The sequence below is a fragment of the Paenibacillus silvae genome (genome assembly GCF_014639235.1).
Classification (GTDB): domain Bacteria; phylum Bacillota; class Bacilli; order Paenibacillales; family Paenibacillaceae; genus Paenibacillus; species Paenibacillus silvae.
The window spans coordinates 677214-694403 of the sequence record NZ_BMFU01000004.1; the positions used below are offsets into that span (position 1 = coordinate 677214).

Here is a 17190-nt window from a genome sequence, read left to right on the forward strand (position 1 = left end):
AAAACGTAACGTAGCATGACCATCGCCCTGTGATATGATTATGCCAAATGAGTGTTTTTGGAATAGGGGGTGGGTTGATTGAATGAACGGATTTTGGTTGCCGATGATGATAGCAATATTACAGACGTATGCCGAAGATATCTGGAACGGGAAGGGTATACGGTTGTCACTGCAACAGATGGCATGGAAGCAATTGAGCTGTGGCGAAGTCACAAGCCGGGTCTGATTGTGCTTGATCTGATGATGCCTCGTAAAAACGGTTGGGAGGTCTGTAACGAGATTCGGCAAACCGAAGATGTACCGATTGTGATGCTGACGGCTCGCGGAGAAGAGCAGGATCGACTGATGGGACTGACCATGGGAGCAGATGATTATCTGACGAAACCGTTCAGTCCAAGAGAGCTTGTTCTGCGTGTCAAGGCTATTTTGAGGAGAATGCGAACGGCACAGGCCACATCCGCTATTACTCCCATGCATACGATTAGTTATGAAGGGCTGACGATTGATTTTGTAAAACGTGAGGTAGGAATCGGCGGACAGGTCATTGACTTGACAGTGACGGAGTTTGATATGTTGTATTTGCTGGCAAGTCACCCTGGACAGGTGTTTTCGCGTACTCAGATGTTAAGCAAAATTTGGGATTTCAGTTATGAGGGAGATACAACCACGGTGACTGTGCATATTCGGAGATTACGGGAGAAGATTGAGCAGAATGCCTCAGATCCGAAATATATCAAAACCGTTTGGGGTATCGGTTACAAGTTTGCAGGTGGCTCATGAAGCTGCGTACGTATCTGGTCGTGTCCAGTCTTACGGGGATTGGCGTGCTGTTGATTTGTTTGTTTGTCAGTTATTCCAAAATGCTGCTAACCATTGAGCAATTTTATTGGTTATCGGCTATAAGTGCCGGTATAGGTTTATTATCATTTGTGCTTCAATATGTACTGACCAAACCGTTGGAGAAATCCATCGCACGAATTACAGAACGCACCAAGCGACTGGCCGAAGGGGATTTCCAGACGGAAGTCCCTCTCGTCGGTCCGCAGGAATTCAAGCTGCTTGCACAGCAATTCAATGAAATGAGCTCCAGACTGAAGGAAAGCTTTGACGATCTGCATCACTCGGAATCAGCCAGACGTGAATTAATTGCAAATGTCTCACATGACCTACGTACACCCTTGGCATCGATTCAGGCTTTTGTTGAAGCGCTGGAGGATGATGTGATCAAGGATGAAGTCACCTTTCAACGATATTTGAACACGATTCGTCTGGAAACGAAGCGATTGGGCGGGCTCATTCAGGACTTGTTTGATCTGTCCAGTCTGGAAGCAAAAGGGGAGAAATTCGATCCGCAGCCTGGTCATGTTGATGAGCTGCTGCTCAGCACACTGGAGAGTTTTTCCTTTCACCTTGCGGAGAAACAGCTGAATGTGGAGATCGACTTGCCTGAGCGACTGCCCGCTGCCTTGATGGTGCCTGCTCAGATGAAGCGGGTTCTGTCCAATGTGCTGCAAAATGCGATTCAATACTCTCCGGTTGAAGGCAAAATCATCCTGACTGCCACCCAACAGGAAGAATGTATACGCATTGCAGTAATAGATGAGGGAGAGGGCATTGATGCAGAAGAGACTGCATGTATTTTTGAACGTTTTTATCGTATTGATAAATCTCGAAGTAAAAATAATGGTGGCGCGGGAATCGGGCTGGCTATAGCCAAATCCATTGTTGAAGGGCATGGAGGCGAAATCGGGGTGCAGAGCACAAAGGGAGCAGGTAGCTGCTTCTGGTTTACCCTTCCGGTCTATGTCAGTCGCTCAAACCTTTAGAGATTAATTCCAAGGCGATGTCTTTGATGATGGACCACAAAACGTGCTGCCCGGATGACCGAGCGCACGTTTTGTCTTTTATGTAGAACCAAAGGATGCAAGCAGTATGTCGAGAGGTTGGCCCGAAAAATGATTATGGATTGGATTGTTCGTCTTTGATCTGCTGCAGTTCACTAAGGCTCAAGGTCAGATCGTTCTCGGGATTTGCACTGATAATCACGTCGGAGGCACTATGCTCACTTGGCTGGTTTGACTTCGAAGCAGGTTTGATGACATAGAGGCTTTGAACGGTATTCAGCAGGCTGGCGGGTGTGTCCTCATACGTTTCAAGGAATAGCACATAGTCTTTGGTCGGTATCAGCTTGACGCTGTCATCATTTACAATTTCGGTGTTTCCCAGCTGGCCGCCGAGCTGCTTGACCTCGATCTGATCCCCTGCTGTGTAACGTCCTTTGTAGGAGTCAGTTACCTGAACCGTATAGATTGTATAGATTTTGTCAAAAGAGACCTGTTCGTTCACTGCGCTTTCAGCTGCATTGATGTCATTGGGTGCAGAGGAGTTTGCCTGAGCCATGTCATCCAGTGCCTGAACACGGGTCTGGATCACATTGCCCTTCACAATCGTATTGGCTCGCTCAGACAAGGCATCCACACTGCCGTAGCTGGGGTAGTCCTCGGATGCGATGATCTTTACGGGAGCGTTGGTGGTTGAAGCGGCCGGGGTCATGGAAGAGCAGCCGACAGCAGATAAAATGAAGATGGATGATACAAGCAGCGTAAGTGCTCTATTCTTTTTCATGGAACGGAATCCTCCTTGGATATAAGGTGTTGGACCTGCGAATTCATTTCATGCGATACATGGGGCTTATGGGATTAATAACGGGATCTGACATTGCTGATATCAAAGGCTTGCGGTTGGGTCATGGAATTCCGGTTACGCGAGTAAGACATGATGGAAGGGCTGTTCGTTGTGGGGTTGTCACCCAGCCAGATGGAATGACCGAGTTCATGTACAAATACACTTTGGATGAAGTTGGGCAGGTTGGAGGCGTCAACTGTGATGGTAGAGGCGTTCAGTTCAACGCGGAAGCTCACGATCTGGCTGCCGGAGACGGAGGCGTAGTTTACACCATAAGCGGTATTGTTGAAGTTGCCAACGGTAATCGTGTTGGATGAGTTACTGGTTTTGACAAATTGCACCTTGGCTCCGGCATTGTTCCAGTTGGCAATGGAAGTATCCATTGGGACTTGCCATGCTGAAGCATAGTTGTAGGAACGGATCGGGACGGTGGAGCTGGGATAGCCGTAACTCAGAAAGGTGGCTGCAAAGACGGTGCTTCCAAACATCGCGAGGGCAGAGAATAACATGATGCTCATCAACAACTTCCTTTTCATGCTAAAAACCTCCAATAAATGTATATTTTCTCTATTATCGTAACAAGGATATGTGTGAATGGAATGAGTCCCAAGTCGTTGTTTTTGTCGGGGGAAAAAGGAAAAATCGTGAGCCGCTTGGGAAGGCTTGTCACAACAAGTCACTTTCTGTCTGGTGGAATGTATGCATAAATTCCTTCTTTTTACAAACAATATACTCAACCTGACAGGAAAAAGGAGTGTAAGATATGTGTGAACGTTTTTCCCTTGCGGCCGATCTGGACGAGGTGCGGGACCATTTTAAAATCGAACGTGTGATGTATTATTATAAAAATCGCTATAATATCAGCCCGACGCAGCATACGCCAATTATTCTGCATCAGGACGGGGAGCGTGTGCTGGATGAATTCCGGTGGGGATTTATCCCGTTCTGGGGACGGGATGCGGTCAATGCAAACCTGATGACGGTGCATGAGAACCCGGCATATTACAAGCTGGTTGAAACGAAACGCTGTGTGATTCCGTGCAATGGACTGTATTACTGGCGTCAGGAAGGCAAAAAGCGTTATGCGGTGCGTGTGGTGATGCCGGATCGTGGGCTGTTCGGCATTGCTGGCCTGTATGAAATCTGGAAGGATACACGCAAGCAGCCGCTGCGTACCTGCACGATGCTCATGGCTGGCGCGAACCTGGTGACTCGTGAGTTTGGCAATAAAATGCCGGCAATTCTGTCAGAGGATGAAATCAACACCTGGCTGGACCCTGCCAATACAAGGGTGACACAGCTGCTTCCACTGCTCAAGACATATAATCGTACCGACATGAACCTGTATCCGGTCACACCCATGGTAGCCAACGACGAGCATGATTGTTATGAGTGTGTGGAAGAGATGGAGCAAAAGCTGGCGTATGTCCGAAGCTTCTGAACCAAGCAGCAGTGTGAGATAGGCAGCCTGTATGATACAGCTTGTGGAGTGTTTCTGATACTAAAAGCGGGTTTAAACAACAGGATGTGAAGAACGGGTTTAAACATCAGGATGGGGAGTCCGAGGACGCTCTGTCCTTTTCTTTGTTGCTCTTTCATCCGGGGCCTGCGTGGTGCTCATGAAGGAAAAGTTGCAATTGGCTCGAAACGTAACTATAATCATTACAGTAACAAAATGCATATATCCATATATCTAATTAAAGAGATATTAATCAGGAGGGAACCACGAATGAATCCAAAGTATTCGAAAATGTTTGAATCTGTTTCACTGCCTAGCGGCATTACACTGAAAAACCGGATCGTGCTTGCTCCTATGACTCATATGTCCTCTAATCCAGACGGTACGGTATCGGATGCGGAGCTGGCGTATTATGCACGCCGTACAGGCGGAGCTGGGATGTCGGTTACAGCGGTAACACATGTGACACCAAACGGCATCGGTTTTCCGGCGCAATTCGGCTCTTATGACGACAGCTTTATCCCAGGCTTGAAACGTCTGGCTGAAACCATCAAACAACAAGGCTCTGTAGCAGTGCTGCAGATGTTCCACGCTGGCCGACTGACTCCGGAGCAGGCTGTCCCTGCCGGGCAGGTGGTTGCACCGAGTGCGGTTGCAAGTGAACGTCCAGGCTCACCCGAGCCAAGAGAAATGACGGATGAAGATATTACTTCGGTCATTCGTGATTTTGGCGAAGCGACTCGCCGTGCGATTGAAGCGGGCTTTGACGGCGTCGAGATTCATGGTGCCAACGGTTATCTGATCCAGCAGTTTTTCTCTCCACACTCCAATCGCCGGGAAGACCGCTGGGGTGGCAGTGTTGAGAAACGTTTGGCGTTCCCGATCGCTGTAGTGGAGGAGGTGCAGCGTGTCGTTGCCGAGCATACCAAGCTTCCATTCATAGTAGGGTACCGCTTCTCGCCAGAAGAGCCTGAAACACCAGGTTTGACAATGGAAGACACATATGCGCTGGTCGATGCGTTAAAAGAAAAAAATCTCGACTATCTGCATGTTTCCTTGAATGAGTTCTGGTCGAAGCCAAGACGCGGCGAAGCGGATACTCGCGCCAGAATTGAATACATTCTGGATCGGGTTGGTGGTAAAGTGCCGGTCATTGGTGTCGGCGCAATTCACACGGCTGACGAGGCTGCAGAAGCGCTGGAGACAGGTGTGCCGCTGCTGGCGATCGGGCGTGAGCTGATTATCGAGCCGGACTGGGTGGAGAAGATTGAAAGTGGACGGGAAGAGGACATCGAGACGGTGCTGACCAAATCGGATCAGGAGCGTTTGGTTATTCCGGACGGCTTGTGGAATGCCATTATCCACACACCAGGCTGGTTCCCTTTGGTTGACGATAAATAAAAAATACTCTCCTCCCGCTTGAAGAAGGAGAACAGTGGTTGCCAATCAGAAACGGTATGAGTGATGAAACTCATGCCGTTTTTGATTTAACACTATCAGTGACTCCGTAGTGATCCCCTTCTGATGTAATCCAACCATTACATCGGACTGAATTTTCTAAAAATATCATTTTATTTAATGTTAAAGTTATTTATTGAGAATAGAGTGAATATATGTAGATATCAAAAAACAATGATGTATTTAAGGTGCAAATGATTGGAATGAAAAATGTATATGTAATCATACCCTTAATTTGTTATTATATTACATAAAAAGAGATATAACTAACATTATTTACACCAAGGGGGATTAGATTTGAATAAACGAATATATCCAATCGAGGATCAATTGGAAAAAAGAAAAATGATGCCATTGCTGCTGCTTGCTGATGAATCAGAGGAGAAAGTCATGGAATATTTAGAGGAAGGGGATGTGTTGTGCCTTTCTAATGATTCTGATGCTGCTTTGGGTGTGATTGTGACGGTGAGGCTTAACAGTGAATCGATTGAAATAAAGAATATTGCCGTTTCTCCTGACCACCAGGGTCAAGGGCTCGGCAAATTGTTGATAAACAAAGCCATTTCCTTACATAAAGAGCGTGGAATAAGACATTTTGTCGTGGGAACAGCCAATTCCAGTATCAACAATCTCGCATTTTATCAGAAACTGGGGTTTCGAATATGTGATATAAAAAAAGATTTTTTCCTGGATTACCCTGAAGAGATCTGGGAGAACGGCATTAGGGCCGTGGATATGATTGTGATGGAAAAGCATGAAGTTAATTCGAAATAGCGAAGGGCCTGATCAAGATGTAATGTCTTGTTTCAGGCCTTTTTATTTCTTTTATTGTAAATATTTACAATATACGAACGCGGTGATACAATGAAAAAAATGTTATATATTTTAATAAAAACCATATATATTCAATTATCGAGTCGAATTTTGCTAGATTGAAGAATAAATATGGTTTTTTCCAGCACCATTAAAAAAACGTTTTCGACTATATTGAAATTGCTCATTACCTAACTGGAAAAGAGGAGATTGGCATGCTGAATATGCAAAAAGAACAGTTGGCTATGTACGGGGCCAAACCTGTAAGAGAAAAAATGCTTCCGTATGGAAAACAATGGGTGGACGAGACCGACATTGAAAATGTGGTCAACGTTTTAAGAAGTGACTTTCTTTCCTCAGGTCCTGAAATACCAAAATTCGAAGAAGCACTGGCTCGCGAGGCAGGTACTCGGTACGCTGTAGCATTCTCCAGTGGTACTGCTGCGCTGCATGCTGCGTGTTTTGCTGCTGGCGTCGAGACTGGAAGTGAAGTGATTACTTCGCCTCTGACTTTTGCAGCAAGCAGCAACTGTATATTATATACAGGCGGAAAGCCGGTTTTTGCCGATATTGATCCTCTTACCTTCAACATCGATTCTCAAGAGGTTTATAAGAAAATCACCCCAAATACGAAGGCGCTGATCATTGTTGATTTTGCCGGACAGCCTGCTCAATATAACGAGCTTTATGACATGGCTTCCAATCACGGGCTTGTCACCATTCGTGATGCTGCCCACTCGATCGGTTCAATCTATAAAGAGCGGCGACCTGGGATGTCAACCGACATGACCATTTTCAGTTTTCATCCTGTAAAGCATATTACTACAGGAGAAGGCGGGGCCGTTGTAACGGATCGGGAGGACTTCTATCATCAATTGTTAATGTTTAGAAATCATGGAATTACACGTGATGAACAGATGCTGGAACAGCAAAATTCTCCAAAATGGTATTACGAAATGCAGTTCCTTGGTTATAACTACCGGATTACTGATATACAAGCTGCATTAGGCACAAGCCAGTTAAAAAGGCTGGAGCAATTTGTGAAGAGAAGGCGAGAATTAGCGGTTCTGTACAATAAGGCCTTCGAGCAGATGCCAGGATTAGCATTCCAGCAACAAGCTGAAGAAGTATCATCAAGCTGGCATTTATATCCTTTGCGATGGAAAAAAGATTTTTTCTCCGTAAGCCGCGATACCATTTTTCAAGCTTTGCTCGCAGAGAATATCGGGGTCAATCTTCACTATATTCCGGTTTATTTACATCCCTATTATCAGTCACTGGGCTATCAACGAGGCATTTGTCCTAATGCAGAAGCCGTATATGAGGAGCTGATTACAATTCCACTTTTTCCTCTGATGACGGATCGCGATTTGCAGGATGTCGTGGATGCCGTTGTCAAGGTATATAACTATTTTTTGAAGTAATGCATACATGCTTGGGCTTAACTCAAAGGAGGATGTTGTATTGCAGCCAAAGCAGCTCAACTTATTTCGTTTAACCTGGCCTATTTTCATGGACGCTTTCTTTCATATCGTGTTAGGTAACGTTGACACAGTAATGCTCTCACATTATTCAGGACAAGCTGTCGCTGCTGTAGGCATATCATCACAAATATTTGGAATGTTTATTATTATCCTGGAATTTATGGCCATGGGGTCTGGCATACTGATCGCTCAAATGCTTGGAGCAAGTCAGCGTGAAAGAGCCGCTAATATTGCACAATCCTCTATATATCTGAATGGCCTTATCGGCGTAGTTCTTATTTTTATACTTTTTTTCTCTGCACCTTTTTTGTTTAATCTCTTCAATCTTTCAGCTGAGGCTTACGAGTTTGGTGTTCGTTACTCGCAAATTGTGAGCGTTTCTCTTCTTTTTGAGGCAATTCTGATTTGTATCAGTACGACAATGAGAAACTATGGTTTCGCCAAGGAACCGATGTTTGTTGTGGTGGGAATGAACGTTGTTAATGTAACAGGGAACAGCATTGCGTTGTTCGGATTTCTCGGTTTTCCCGAGACGGGTCTTACTGGTGTGGCAATCAGCTCGTGTATTAGTCGTTTGTTGGCAATGATTTGTATAGTCTACCTATACAAGCGCAAGCTCAGATTAAAGCTGAGATTGCAAGGCCGCCACTATATTCAGGATTGGAAATCTATTGTAAAGGTAGGCATCCCGACAGCAGGGGAGAGCTTTTCCTACCAGTCCTCCCAAATCCTGATTACGTATTTTGTCACTTTTTTCGGAGTAATCGCGATTACAACCAAGGTCATTACTTACAATATTATGCTGCTGATTATGATATTCTCCTATTCCATGGGACAAGCAACACAAATTTTGATAGGTCATCTCGTTGGGGCAAGAGAACATCAAAAAGCGCATGACCAAGCCATTTTCAGCCTGAAAGTTTCATCGTTGATCTCATTGCTCATTGCACTTGTGTGTTACTTCTTATCAGAAACTGTGCTAGGGCTGTTTACATCGGACAGAGATATTATTGAAACCGGCAAAACACTTCTTGCGTTGTCTATCTTATTGGAGCCTGGCAGAGCGTTTAATCTTGTTCTCAGTAGCTCGTTGAAGGCATCCGGCGATATCCGATTTCCAACGCTACTGGGTTTAATCAGCATGTGGGGATTATGTGTACCCGCTGCATTTATTTTGGGAAATGTACTTGGATACGGATTAGCGGGAGTATGGCTTGCTTTTATTCTCGATGAGTGGTTAAGAGGTTTAATTTTTTATTTCAGATGGAAGAGAATGGGTTGGGTTACAAAAGGACTGGTTAAAGCCGAAATACGGTCGTCCAATGAAAAGGAGATGAGTATATGAGAAGAAGGAAATACTTGCTCTTGGGTGGAGGCGGATTCATAGGTTCAGCTATTGCAGAGGCACTTGCACCATTTCACGAGGTCACTATTGCTGATGCCGTCCCATTTAAGCAAACCGTTGCTTATTTAAGAGGGATAACCCAAGTTGATTATGTACAAGTCAATGCTGCGGATCGTTCCGGTGTATTGGATTTGGGTACAGATTACGATTATATTGTGCATGCAGTAGCTATTCTAGGCATCAACAAGGTGGCACAGGAATCCATTCTTACCATCAATACTAATTATCTTAGCTGCTTGTATTCGCTTGAACTCGCAAGTAGACAGAAACATCTCAAAAAATTCCTCACGTTCAGTACAAGTGAAGTGTATGGACAATACACTGTATCCGCCAAGGAAACCGACGAGTTTACCATCGGAATTCCGGAGACCGCACGATGGTGTTATGCTGCAAGCAAAGTATTAAGCGAACATTTAACATATGCCTATCATAGGGAGGAGTCTATCCCAACGATTGTTATTCGGCCGTTTAACGTCTATGGAGAATATCGATTTGGAAATAATGCAATATCCAGTTTGGTTCGCAAAGCGCTTAAAAACGAGGATTTATTGATTAGCGGCACAGGCGAGCAGACAAGAGTATGGTGTTATATTAACGACTTTGTTTCCGGGGTTATCCATGCTTTACATTCCGAATATGAGGGAGAGTCTTTCAATCTGGGTAATCCGAACGAACAATGCAGCATCAAAGATTTGGCGCATCTCATTGTGGAGCTGACGGAATCGAAGTCCAGAATTATAATCTCGCACTCGGATGAACCAGATGTGAAGCAGAGAACAGTCGATATTTCCAAGGCTCGAAGTTATCTTGCATATGAGCCATCTGTATCTTTACGCGAAGGTTTGAAAAAGTATATTACTTGGGCGAAAAAGATGGAGAGCAACGAAAAAATGGGGATACCGCAATGACCGCCAATAATCTCTTTGGGTTCTCATTCTACGCTATATATGACAATCAGCTTCAATCCCGTTATAAAGATATATTTGGAAAAGTAGAGGCTACGATTTTTAATCGCGAAGATTTGATGGGGGCTGCGTGGGATTCAGTCTGGACAAATACCCGTCATGCTGTTGAGTTATTTGGCGGCCGCAATACAAGCTTTCATTTTCCTGTGAACAATAGCAATATTGTGACGGACCCTTTCGTAAGATCACGTTTGATCGAAACCTTGAAGCGCTCAGAGGAGCTTGGTATTCCTCATGTGGTGATTCATGCCAATCAGTTATATCTGTTGGAAGAATGTAAACATCAAAATTTGAAAGAGCTCAGGTCGAGATTCCTCGATTGCTTGCAAGAGGTCATCTATCAGGCTGGAAGTAATGTAGTAGTCTGCTTGGAAAATTTACCACCTATCGGTAATTTGTATGATGATGCCGACCCTGTTTTTTTATTTACTGAGGATTTCCAAGAGATAGATATCCAGAACGTAGGTATCACATGGGATATTTGCCATTATTTCAATACAGTATACACCATGCATTATGCCAGTAATGATCCAGTATTTCGAGATATGCTTCCTAGTTATCAGCCGTGCGACTACATGGATTTTACCAGGATTATAAACAAAATTAAACACTGGCACTTTTCTGCATTTGATCAAATGGCTAATCCTTTTACCGAGACCACTTGCAGAGAAGGTGTGCTTCCTGTGGAAAGCTGTGTGGAAGAGAGCATGTACCAGAAGGCTCTGCGGTTAATCTACGAGGATGCTGTAAAAAGCAATAAAGCGATCATTTTTGAAATTGCAGAAAAAGACTATACACATCGCTACTATGTTCTTCAAATGCTGGAATGGGCACAAAAGGTAGTAAAGGAGCATTCTTTTTTATGATAACTACAGCTTCTGATCCAATCCATGAACGTATTCTTGATCTGGGTTCCAGACTCATTCGTTTGCATCCAACCTACAACAGACCTGATTCTCAGAAACAAGCTCAGCTTCTGATTCAGAAGCAGCTGGAGCAAGAGGGATGGACAACTTATTTGGATGTGTTCACCGTATCTCAATTGGTCAGTAGAGACTTTATACGGCATCCTTGGGAGTATAACCGTTTTTACAAAGATGGATTCGAAATGACAAAGCACAATTTATATGCTGTTGCTGATTCGGGGCATCCAGGCCCGACGTTAATCTTAAATGGCCATATTGATGTAGACATTTTGAACGGTAACCAAGAAACGGAATTACCCTGGAATGTTAGTGGAAACATTGTAGAAGGCAGGATGCTAGGCAGAGGAGCTACGGATATGCTGCTCGGGCTTAGCACTCTCGTTTATGCTTTGAGCTTGATCAGAGAACGATTCAATAAAGGAAAATTGATCTTCACTTCCGTCATCGATGAGGAAATTGGAGGCAACGGCTCTATTCGAGCCTGTGAGTGGCTTAACAAAAATGGCTATTTCCCTGACGGGCGCGAACCGATGGAAGTCGTTATTGCTGAACCTACAAATACAACCATATGTACTTCTTCTCTTGGTTTTCTTCCCTTCAAAATTCAAATTTGCTCTAAAAACATACACATGAATGCACAAGAGCACAACCAGCTTGCAGATTTAAATGCACTATTCAATTCACTTTATTCCTTCAAAGAAGAGCACGAGGGACTGTATATGAATGTTGGTACGATATCGGGCGGGTCTGATCCCAGCCTGCCAATTCAGGACTTGATCCTTGAAGGCGTGATGGCCAGTGACAGCAGATATACGATCCAAACGTTACAGAACAATCTCAGGCAGGCATTATCACCTTACACTGTGCACTATCCCAATTTGATGATTGAACCTATGAAAAACGATGGCTTGAAGTTTGGCCGCGGGGCGGAACAGCATGAATTTCCTAGCGCGTGTGATGCTTCCGTATTCCATCATTTTGGATATCCGACCGTTATTTTTGGACCAGGCCGGTTGGCTCAAGCTCATACCGAGGACGAATATATTGAGATAAGTGAAGTTGAACATTATGCACAACAGCTAAAAGCGTATTTGATCGAATTTTTCAGATAATTGGGAGGCACTGAAATGAATACCGACTTCACACCTCCGAACAACATCAAATATGTGTTATACCCTTCGGAATATCGATACGATTCATTGTGTTATAGCGGTATGTCTAACTTGAAGGGGAACAGTAATGAAGTTTTCTCTGGTTTAAGAGATCGAATCGCCACCGTATTTGATATTAGAAACCCATCACAGATTTACCTGTTTGACAGTGCTTCTTCCGCTATTACTGCCTTGTTAACGATTTTGAAAAATCAACATAACATCGAGTGTGTATACATGCCCTCATACTCATGTACAGAATTGGCTGATTCAGTCATCTCCGCCGGGCTTACGTTTAATGTATATGACATCACAGACGATTTCAGGCCAGAGCTTGAATTCGTGCGTTCTTTGATTGGTGTGCAGCGGGCCGCATTCCTGATCCCGGCGTTGTTCGGTTCACGCTCAATACCATCGGAACTTATGGATGTGCTGCATCAATTGAAGATGCCCGTTATTTTTGACGAGGCACAGTCATTTCCAATGGCTCCGCAATATCGCGGGACAACACCTAGAGCTTTTTTTTCAGTCATCTCATTTGGAAAATCAAAGCCTCTATCCTCTATCGGGGGCGGTGCACTCATCGTTCATCAGCCTGAGATGAATACAATGTTTACAGCGTATTCAGTGGATGAATTACAGCATCAAGAATCCTGGTTCCCCTATTTTCGAGCTGTCACCCGCCGTCAATTAAGTAAGTACAGCTGGTGGCGCAAAGTAAACGGGCTCCAATACAGGTATGCTGATCTGGCAGCTCTGCACCGTGCACAGCAAATCCGCCAGCGCGAGCCGCGGGGCATCACACTTCTGCAAGCGCAAATGGCGCTCCGGCGCTTGCAGTTTTTTTTAAAACAGATGGAGCGTCAGAAGGTTCATGTACCAGGACTATTAGATGCTCTCGAAAGTACATTCGGCAAACAAACATTGCGATTTGTTCTTTCCCGTGATCAGCAATGTCTGCTTCCGATTCGTATCCCCAATCACAAAAGGAAAAAAATTGGAGCATACCTCGCACAAAAGGGGGTACAAACGACTTTCTATTATTATCCACTGCACAACATAGAGCGATACAAGGAGCGTTTTCAGCTTCACGATTGCTTCAATGCGGATCGTGTTTTTAGTGAAATATTGCTGCTGCCGATCCACACGGATACACCTCCGCGTCATATCAAAAAACTGGAAAGGTTCATTCGCCAATATGATGAATATTCAACAGATGCTTAGTCCACGGACACCTTTCATTGAACCAGGTTTTGCAGCACTTGTCGGACAATACCTGGATTTTGAGTATACGCCCGTTGAAGTGTGCTGCAAGGGTCAAGTCTATGCCATATCTCTATATAAAAACACCAAAACCCAATCATACCATATTGGTGCCGTAGGATATGGCGGGATTATTCCTTTTCCAGAAAGTCTTCCAGATTTCCTGGACATTATAGATATCATCTCAGAATCATATGGAATGATCTCTCAAATTACACTGCCGCCGATGGGAGAACATATTTTGAGCTGGGATATGAGCAGCTCCGGCTTTGATCGGCAAGTCATGGACACCTATATTTTAAATTTTGCTGAATATCGAGAACAGAAGGATATGCTTTTCAAAGGCAGCGTTCGGACTGATATCCGGTTTGCTGAGAAGGCTGGCGTATCTGTTAGATTATATGATTCTGAACAAGAGCTTCAACAATTTTACGAGATTTACAAGTCAACGATGGAACGTGTGCAAGCAAGTTATTTAACTCCTTATGAACTTCTAAAGGAATTACTTTACTACTCGGATGAAGCCCGGCTTTATATCGCGTTAACGGAACAGAATCGCGTCATTGCGGGAAGTCTATTTCTTCAAAACGAAGATAATCTGTTTTATTGGATCAATGCTTCACATTCAGAATTCAGAAACTTACGAGGCAATTATCTGATTCTTAAACAGGCCATTGATGACGCTTACGCCACAAAGTCTTATTTGAACTTCGGTTATTCTCACAACCCTAATATTGCTAAGTCGAAGCTTGGCTGGGGTTGTCATATTCAAAAATATATTCGGTTGACAAAGGAGTATGCCTTATGAAATCAGTCTATTTTATTCCCTCAAATCGCAATATTGAAAGATGTTTGACTAGCTATATGAAAGAGATTGATTTTGCCCAGAAGAAATATGGTATTCATATTCCGATCGTTGTTCCGGAAACAAATGATAAGCAATTTGTAGCTCAAAATGCACGAACCATCAATCTATTGCAAGAGAAGTATCCGAAAATCGAAATTTTACATTTAACCACCAAATTGCAGGAAGCTTATTTTGATATCTTGTTGGCCGGGGAAGACCCCGAGTTCAAAAAAGTGTTCCTGGCACAGCACACCGACTATGGTAATTGCATGAACAAGCTGTTTTTGATGACCTGCTCACTTGGTGCAGATGCGCTTCATCGCAGAGATTCGGATACGAGGCTTATCTTTGACGAATTGAAAGCTGAGGAACTATATCCGATTGAGCTTGAATTGAATTATCTGGGTAAAAGAATTTCGGATTGCAGCAATATAACTATTAATACGGCGGACAAGTCTATTTTAAACCGGGAAATCTGGGTGGTAGGTGGCAATTACTATGGCGAGTGGAATCTGGATGTAAGAGATTTTGCCCGGGTTTCTTTCGATCCGATCTATAGATTGTACGAACTGCTCGGTTTCCCCAAGGAGAGCGTCGTGGACATTTGCAATACGGCTTTTCAGCTGGATCAGCAATTTACACAGGGGGAGAAGCAGACACTTGTTACTTCAGTGAATGATGGATTGAATCCAGATTGTGGTAATGTGGCGGTATACAAGCTTCATGAGAAGCTGCCTAACTTGCCTGGGCGTAATACTGCTGCCGCAGATTATTTTGCTTTTGACACAGCAACGGCGCTGGGCATTCCGTCTATTCATCACACCAGAGAAGTATTTCACGAATACAAAAAGGATGAGTTCCAGTTGGCAAACAAAATGAAATACTGGGAGGGCGTTTCCAAATTTGCTGATTATTTTAACGCCTACATGAGTATTTATGACAGTGATTTGAATAAAACATTTGGGGATGACCGTAAAGAAGTCATTACTAATGACATCGTACAAGCAATCCAGTCTTATGTTTCCGAATTTTCCAAGCTTGGCGTGCATGAGCGTGTTGAACGTATAGATCGCATTGCGAATGAAGTGTTGATTCCTTTTGACGAGAAATATTCACAGGTCGGTGATTATATCATAGAACACTCGGAGCAGCTTGTAAGAGAAGCGAATCAAGAATACGAATTTCATGTCAAGCTCATTGAGAATTGGGATAGATTGATTCAGCGCGCTAAAGAGATCGATTTGCGAAAAGTAGCCGACTCTAACTCGGTGGCAAACACATAAACTGTGAAATCACAGTTGTACAAGTGATTGGATGATCATATGAGAGGTGGGATGACATGAGTGTTGAGAATAAAATATTGAATCTTAAAGCAAATGTTGCGGTAATTGGACTGGGGTATGTCGGACTGCCTCTGGCGCTGAATCTGGCCGAGGCAGGTTATACGGTAACAGGCATTGATTTGTCGGTGTCCAAAGTAAATCTGCTTAACAGAGGAGAATCTTACATTAGTGATATTTCCAATGAAGCTCTGAAGAAGGCCAATCATACCGGAAGATTCATGGCAAGCAGTGAATTTTCTTTGATCCAATATGCTGACGTTATCATTGCTTGTGTTCCAACTCCTTTGAATGATTATACGGACCCGGATTTATCTTCTATTTATGCTGTAGTGGACTATCTACAAACCTATATGAAAAAAGGCAGTTTAGTCATTTTGGAGAGCACAACATATCCAGGCTGCACAGAAGAGATTATCCAGACACGTCTAGAAGCAACAGGATTACAAATCGGCAAAGATTTCTACTTGTGCTTTTCCCCAGAACGGATTGACCCGAGCAACCGGGACTTTACGTTGAATAATACACCTAAAATTGTTGGCGGAGTTACTCTGAAGTGCTCTAATATGGCTTCTGAATTATATAAAAAAATATGTAAAGATGTCATTACGGTCTCTTCACCCAAAGTAGCTGAATTTACAAAATTGCTGGAAAATACGTTTCGGAGTGTAAATATTGCTTTTATCAACGAAATTGCAATGATGAGTGAAAAAATGGGAATCGATGTGTGGGAGGTCATCCAAGCCGCTTCCACCAAACCGTTTGGTTTTATGCCATTTTATCCTGGACCCGGGATCGGAGGGCACTGCATACCGCTCGATCCCATGTATTTGTCATGGAAAGCGAAGTATTATAAATTTTTCAGCAGGTTTATTGAGTTATCAAACAGCATTAATAGTGGTATGCCTGATTACGTTGTGAGTAAACTACATCAGCTGCTTAATCAAAAGTCACTTCATATCAACAAGAGCAAAATTTTGGTTTTGGGTGTCGCGTACAAACCGGAAGTCAATGACGATAGGGAGTCTCCTGCTTTGGAACTGATCAAGTTATTAATAGACGAGGGTGCTCATGTTGATTTTTACGATCCTTATGTAGAATATATCGAGCTTGAAAATGGTCGTACCTTGTTTTCAGTCGATTACGATGTTAACGCATTTAAACAGTATGAATGCTGCATTTTAATGACCGCGCACAAGGCTTTCCGTTATGAAGAATTGAAAGACTTGCACGTGCCTATTTTTGATACGCGGAATGCATTTTCTTCCTTTGATGACAGTCATATTTATAAACTTGGAGCCGGTTTGCTCCATGCTGGGAAGGATCAGGAGCAAGAGGAAATGCTTCAAAAAGTAACTGTTGCCCAAGGCTAACATAAATGTGAAAAAGGGTGA

At 43.7% G+C, this 17190-nt stretch carries 16 protein-coding genes; 14 read left to right on the forward strand and 2 right to left on the reverse strand.

Translation table 11 applies throughout. The annotated features are described in order from the left end of the window. Positions 1-78 precede the first annotated feature (78 nt). Positions 79-780: a response regulator transcription factor gene (locus IEW26_RS17485; RefSeq protein ID WP_188593249.1), complete on the forward strand. Its 702-nt coding sequence runs from the start codon at positions 79-81 to the stop codon at positions 778-780. Further along, on the forward strand, positions 777-1826 hold the full coding sequence (locus tag IEW26_RS17490; RefSeq protein WP_188593250.1) for a sensor histidine kinase: 1050 nt from the start codon (positions 777-779) through the stop codon (positions 1824-1826). The genes IEW26_RS17485 and IEW26_RS17490 overlap by 4 nt, the downstream gene beginning before the upstream one ends. A 133-nt stretch (positions 1827-1959) precedes the next feature. On the opposite strand, the gene IEW26_RS17495 is transcribed toward IEW26_RS17490, so the two are convergent. Both IEW26_RS17495 and IEW26_RS17500 read right to left on the reverse strand, forming a co-directional pair. Further along, positions 1960-2625, reverse strand: a complete 666-nt coding sequence (locus IEW26_RS17495; protein WP_188593251.1) for a hypothetical protein — start codon at positions 2623-2625, stop codon at positions 1960-1962. A gap of 74 nt (positions 2626-2699) precedes the next feature. After that, a complete protein-coding gene (locus IEW26_RS17500; RefSeq protein WP_188593252.1) occupies positions 2700-3221 on the reverse strand; it encodes a zinc metalloprotease in 522 nt (173 codons plus the stop codon). Positions 3222-3448: 227 nt separating this feature from the next. Here IEW26_RS17500 and IEW26_RS17505 point away from each other — a divergent pair, with 227 nt between their 5' ends. From IEW26_RS17505 to IEW26_RS17560, 12 genes are all read left to right on the forward strand, one after another. Beyond that, positions 3449-4126 carry an SOS response-associated peptidase gene (locus IEW26_RS17505; protein ID WP_111269389.1) on the forward strand — a complete coding sequence of 226 codons (678 nt, stop codon included), beginning with the start codon at positions 3449-3451 and terminating at the stop codon, positions 4124-4126. Positions 4127-4414: 288 nt separating this feature from the next. After that, positions 4415-5545 (forward strand): NADH-dependent flavin oxidoreductase, encoded by a 1131-nt coding sequence (locus IEW26_RS17510; protein ID WP_188593253.1) that lies wholly within the window; start codon positions 4415-4417, stop codon positions 5543-5545. 354 nt (positions 5546-5899) lie between these two features. Continuing rightward, positions 5900-6376, forward strand: a complete 477-nt coding sequence (locus IEW26_RS17515; protein WP_229729902.1) for a GNAT family N-acetyltransferase — start codon at positions 5900-5902, stop codon at positions 6374-6376. Between the two features lie 263 nt (positions 6377-6639). Then, positions 6640-7839, forward strand: a complete 1200-nt coding sequence (pseC, locus tag IEW26_RS17520; RefSeq protein ID WP_188593254.1) for a UDP-4-amino-4,6-dideoxy-N-acetyl-beta-L-altrosamine transaminase — start codon at positions 6640-6642, stop codon at positions 7837-7839. Positions 7840-7879: 40 nt separating this feature from the next. Continuing rightward, complete coding sequence (locus IEW26_RS17525; RefSeq protein WP_188593255.1) at positions 7880-9244, forward strand: MATE family efflux transporter; 1365 nt, start codon at positions 7880-7882, stop codon at positions 9242-9244. Beyond that, entirely contained in the window at positions 9241-10212 is a 972-nt protein-coding gene (locus IEW26_RS17530; RefSeq protein ID WP_188593256.1) for an NAD-dependent epimerase/dehydratase family protein, read from the forward strand. The genes IEW26_RS17525 and IEW26_RS17530 overlap by 4 nt, the downstream gene beginning before the upstream one ends. Then, complete coding sequence (locus IEW26_RS17535) at positions 10209-11135, forward strand: sugar phosphate isomerase/epimerase family protein (protein WP_188593257.1); 927 nt, start codon at positions 10209-10211, stop codon at positions 11133-11135. Before IEW26_RS17530 ends, IEW26_RS17535 begins: the two co-directional genes overlap by 4 nt. After that, the gene (locus IEW26_RS17540; protein ID WP_188593258.1) at positions 11132-12307 is read left to right on the forward strand and encodes a M20 family metallopeptidase; all 1176 of its coding nucleotides are present in this window, start codon (positions 11132-11134) and stop codon (positions 12305-12307) included. The genes IEW26_RS17535 and IEW26_RS17540 overlap by 4 nt, the downstream gene beginning before the upstream one ends. A gap of 15 nt (positions 12308-12322) precedes the next feature. Further along, positions 12323-13570 carry a DegT/DnrJ/EryC1/StrS family aminotransferase gene (locus tag IEW26_RS17545; protein ID WP_188593259.1) on the forward strand — a complete coding sequence of 416 codons (1248 nt, stop codon included), beginning with the start codon at positions 12323-12325 and terminating at the stop codon, positions 13568-13570. Beyond that, a complete protein-coding gene (locus IEW26_RS17550; RefSeq protein WP_188593260.1) occupies positions 13545-14417 on the forward strand; it encodes a peptidoglycan bridge formation glycyltransferase FemA/FemB family protein in 873 nt (290 codons plus the stop codon). The genes IEW26_RS17545 and IEW26_RS17550 overlap by 26 nt, the downstream gene beginning before the upstream one ends. Beyond that, positions 14414-15739: a DUF6271 family protein gene (locus tag IEW26_RS17555; protein WP_229729903.1), complete on the forward strand. Its 1326-nt coding sequence runs from the start codon at positions 14414-14416 to the stop codon at positions 15737-15739. The genes IEW26_RS17550 and IEW26_RS17555 overlap by 4 nt, the downstream gene beginning before the upstream one ends. Before the next feature lie 56 nt (positions 15740-15795). Then, positions 15796-17169 carry a nucleotide sugar dehydrogenase gene (locus tag IEW26_RS17560; protein WP_188593262.1) on the forward strand — a complete coding sequence of 458 codons (1374 nt, stop codon included), beginning with the start codon at positions 15796-15798 and terminating at the stop codon, positions 17167-17169. The last annotated feature ends 21 nt before the right edge of the window (positions 17170-17190 follow it).

What these genes read in the sequence shown, in the direction of transcription:
- IEW26_RS17540 (WP_188593258.1), top strand. Translation starts at nt 11,132, where the DNA reads ATGATAACTACAGCTTCTGATCCAATCCATGAACGTATTCTTGATCTG.
- pseC (WP_188593254.1), top strand. Translation starts at nt 6,640, where the DNA reads ATGCAAAAAGAACAGTTGGCTATGTACGGGGCCAAACCTGTAAGAGAA.
- IEW26_RS17530 (WP_188593256.1), top strand. Translation starts at nt 9,241, where the DNA reads ATGAGAAGAAGGAAATACTTGCTCTTGGGTGGAGGCGGATTCATAGGT.
- IEW26_RS17545 (WP_188593259.1), top strand. Translation starts at nt 12,323, where the DNA reads ATGAATACCGACTTCACACCTCCGAACAACATCAAATATGTGTTATAC.
- IEW26_RS17495 (WP_188593251.1), bottom strand. Translation starts at nt 2,625, where the DNA reads ATGAAAAAGAATAGAGCACTTACGCTGCTTGTATCATCCATCTTCATT.
- IEW26_RS17535 (WP_188593257.1), top strand. Translation starts at nt 10,209, where the DNA reads ATGACCGCCAATAATCTCTTTGGGTTCTCATTCTACGCTATATATGAC.
- IEW26_RS17555 (WP_229729903.1), top strand. Translation starts at nt 14,414, where the DNA reads ATGAAATCAGTCTATTTTATTCCCTCAAATCGCAATATTGAAAGATGT.
- IEW26_RS17505 (WP_111269389.1), top strand. Translation starts at nt 3,449, where the DNA reads ATGTGTGAACGTTTTTCCCTTGCGGCCGATCTGGACGAGGTGCGGGAC.
- IEW26_RS17510 (WP_188593253.1), top strand. Translation starts at nt 4,415, where the DNA reads ATGAATCCAAAGTATTCGAAAATGTTTGAATCTGTTTCACTGCCTAGC.
- IEW26_RS17490 (WP_188593250.1), top strand. Translation starts at nt 777, where the DNA reads ATGAAGCTGCGTACGTATCTGGTCGTGTCCAGTCTTACGGGGATTGGC.
- IEW26_RS17560 (WP_188593262.1), top strand. Translation starts at nt 15,796, where the DNA reads ATGAGTGTTGAGAATAAAATATTGAATCTTAAAGCAAATGTTGCGGTA.
- IEW26_RS17550 (WP_188593260.1), top strand. Translation starts at nt 13,545, where the DNA reads ATGATGAATATTCAACAGATGCTTAGTCCACGGACACCTTTCATTGAA.
- IEW26_RS17500 (WP_188593252.1), bottom strand. Translation starts at nt 3,221, where the DNA reads ATGAAAAGGAAGTTGTTGATGAGCATCATGTTATTCTCTGCCCTCGCG.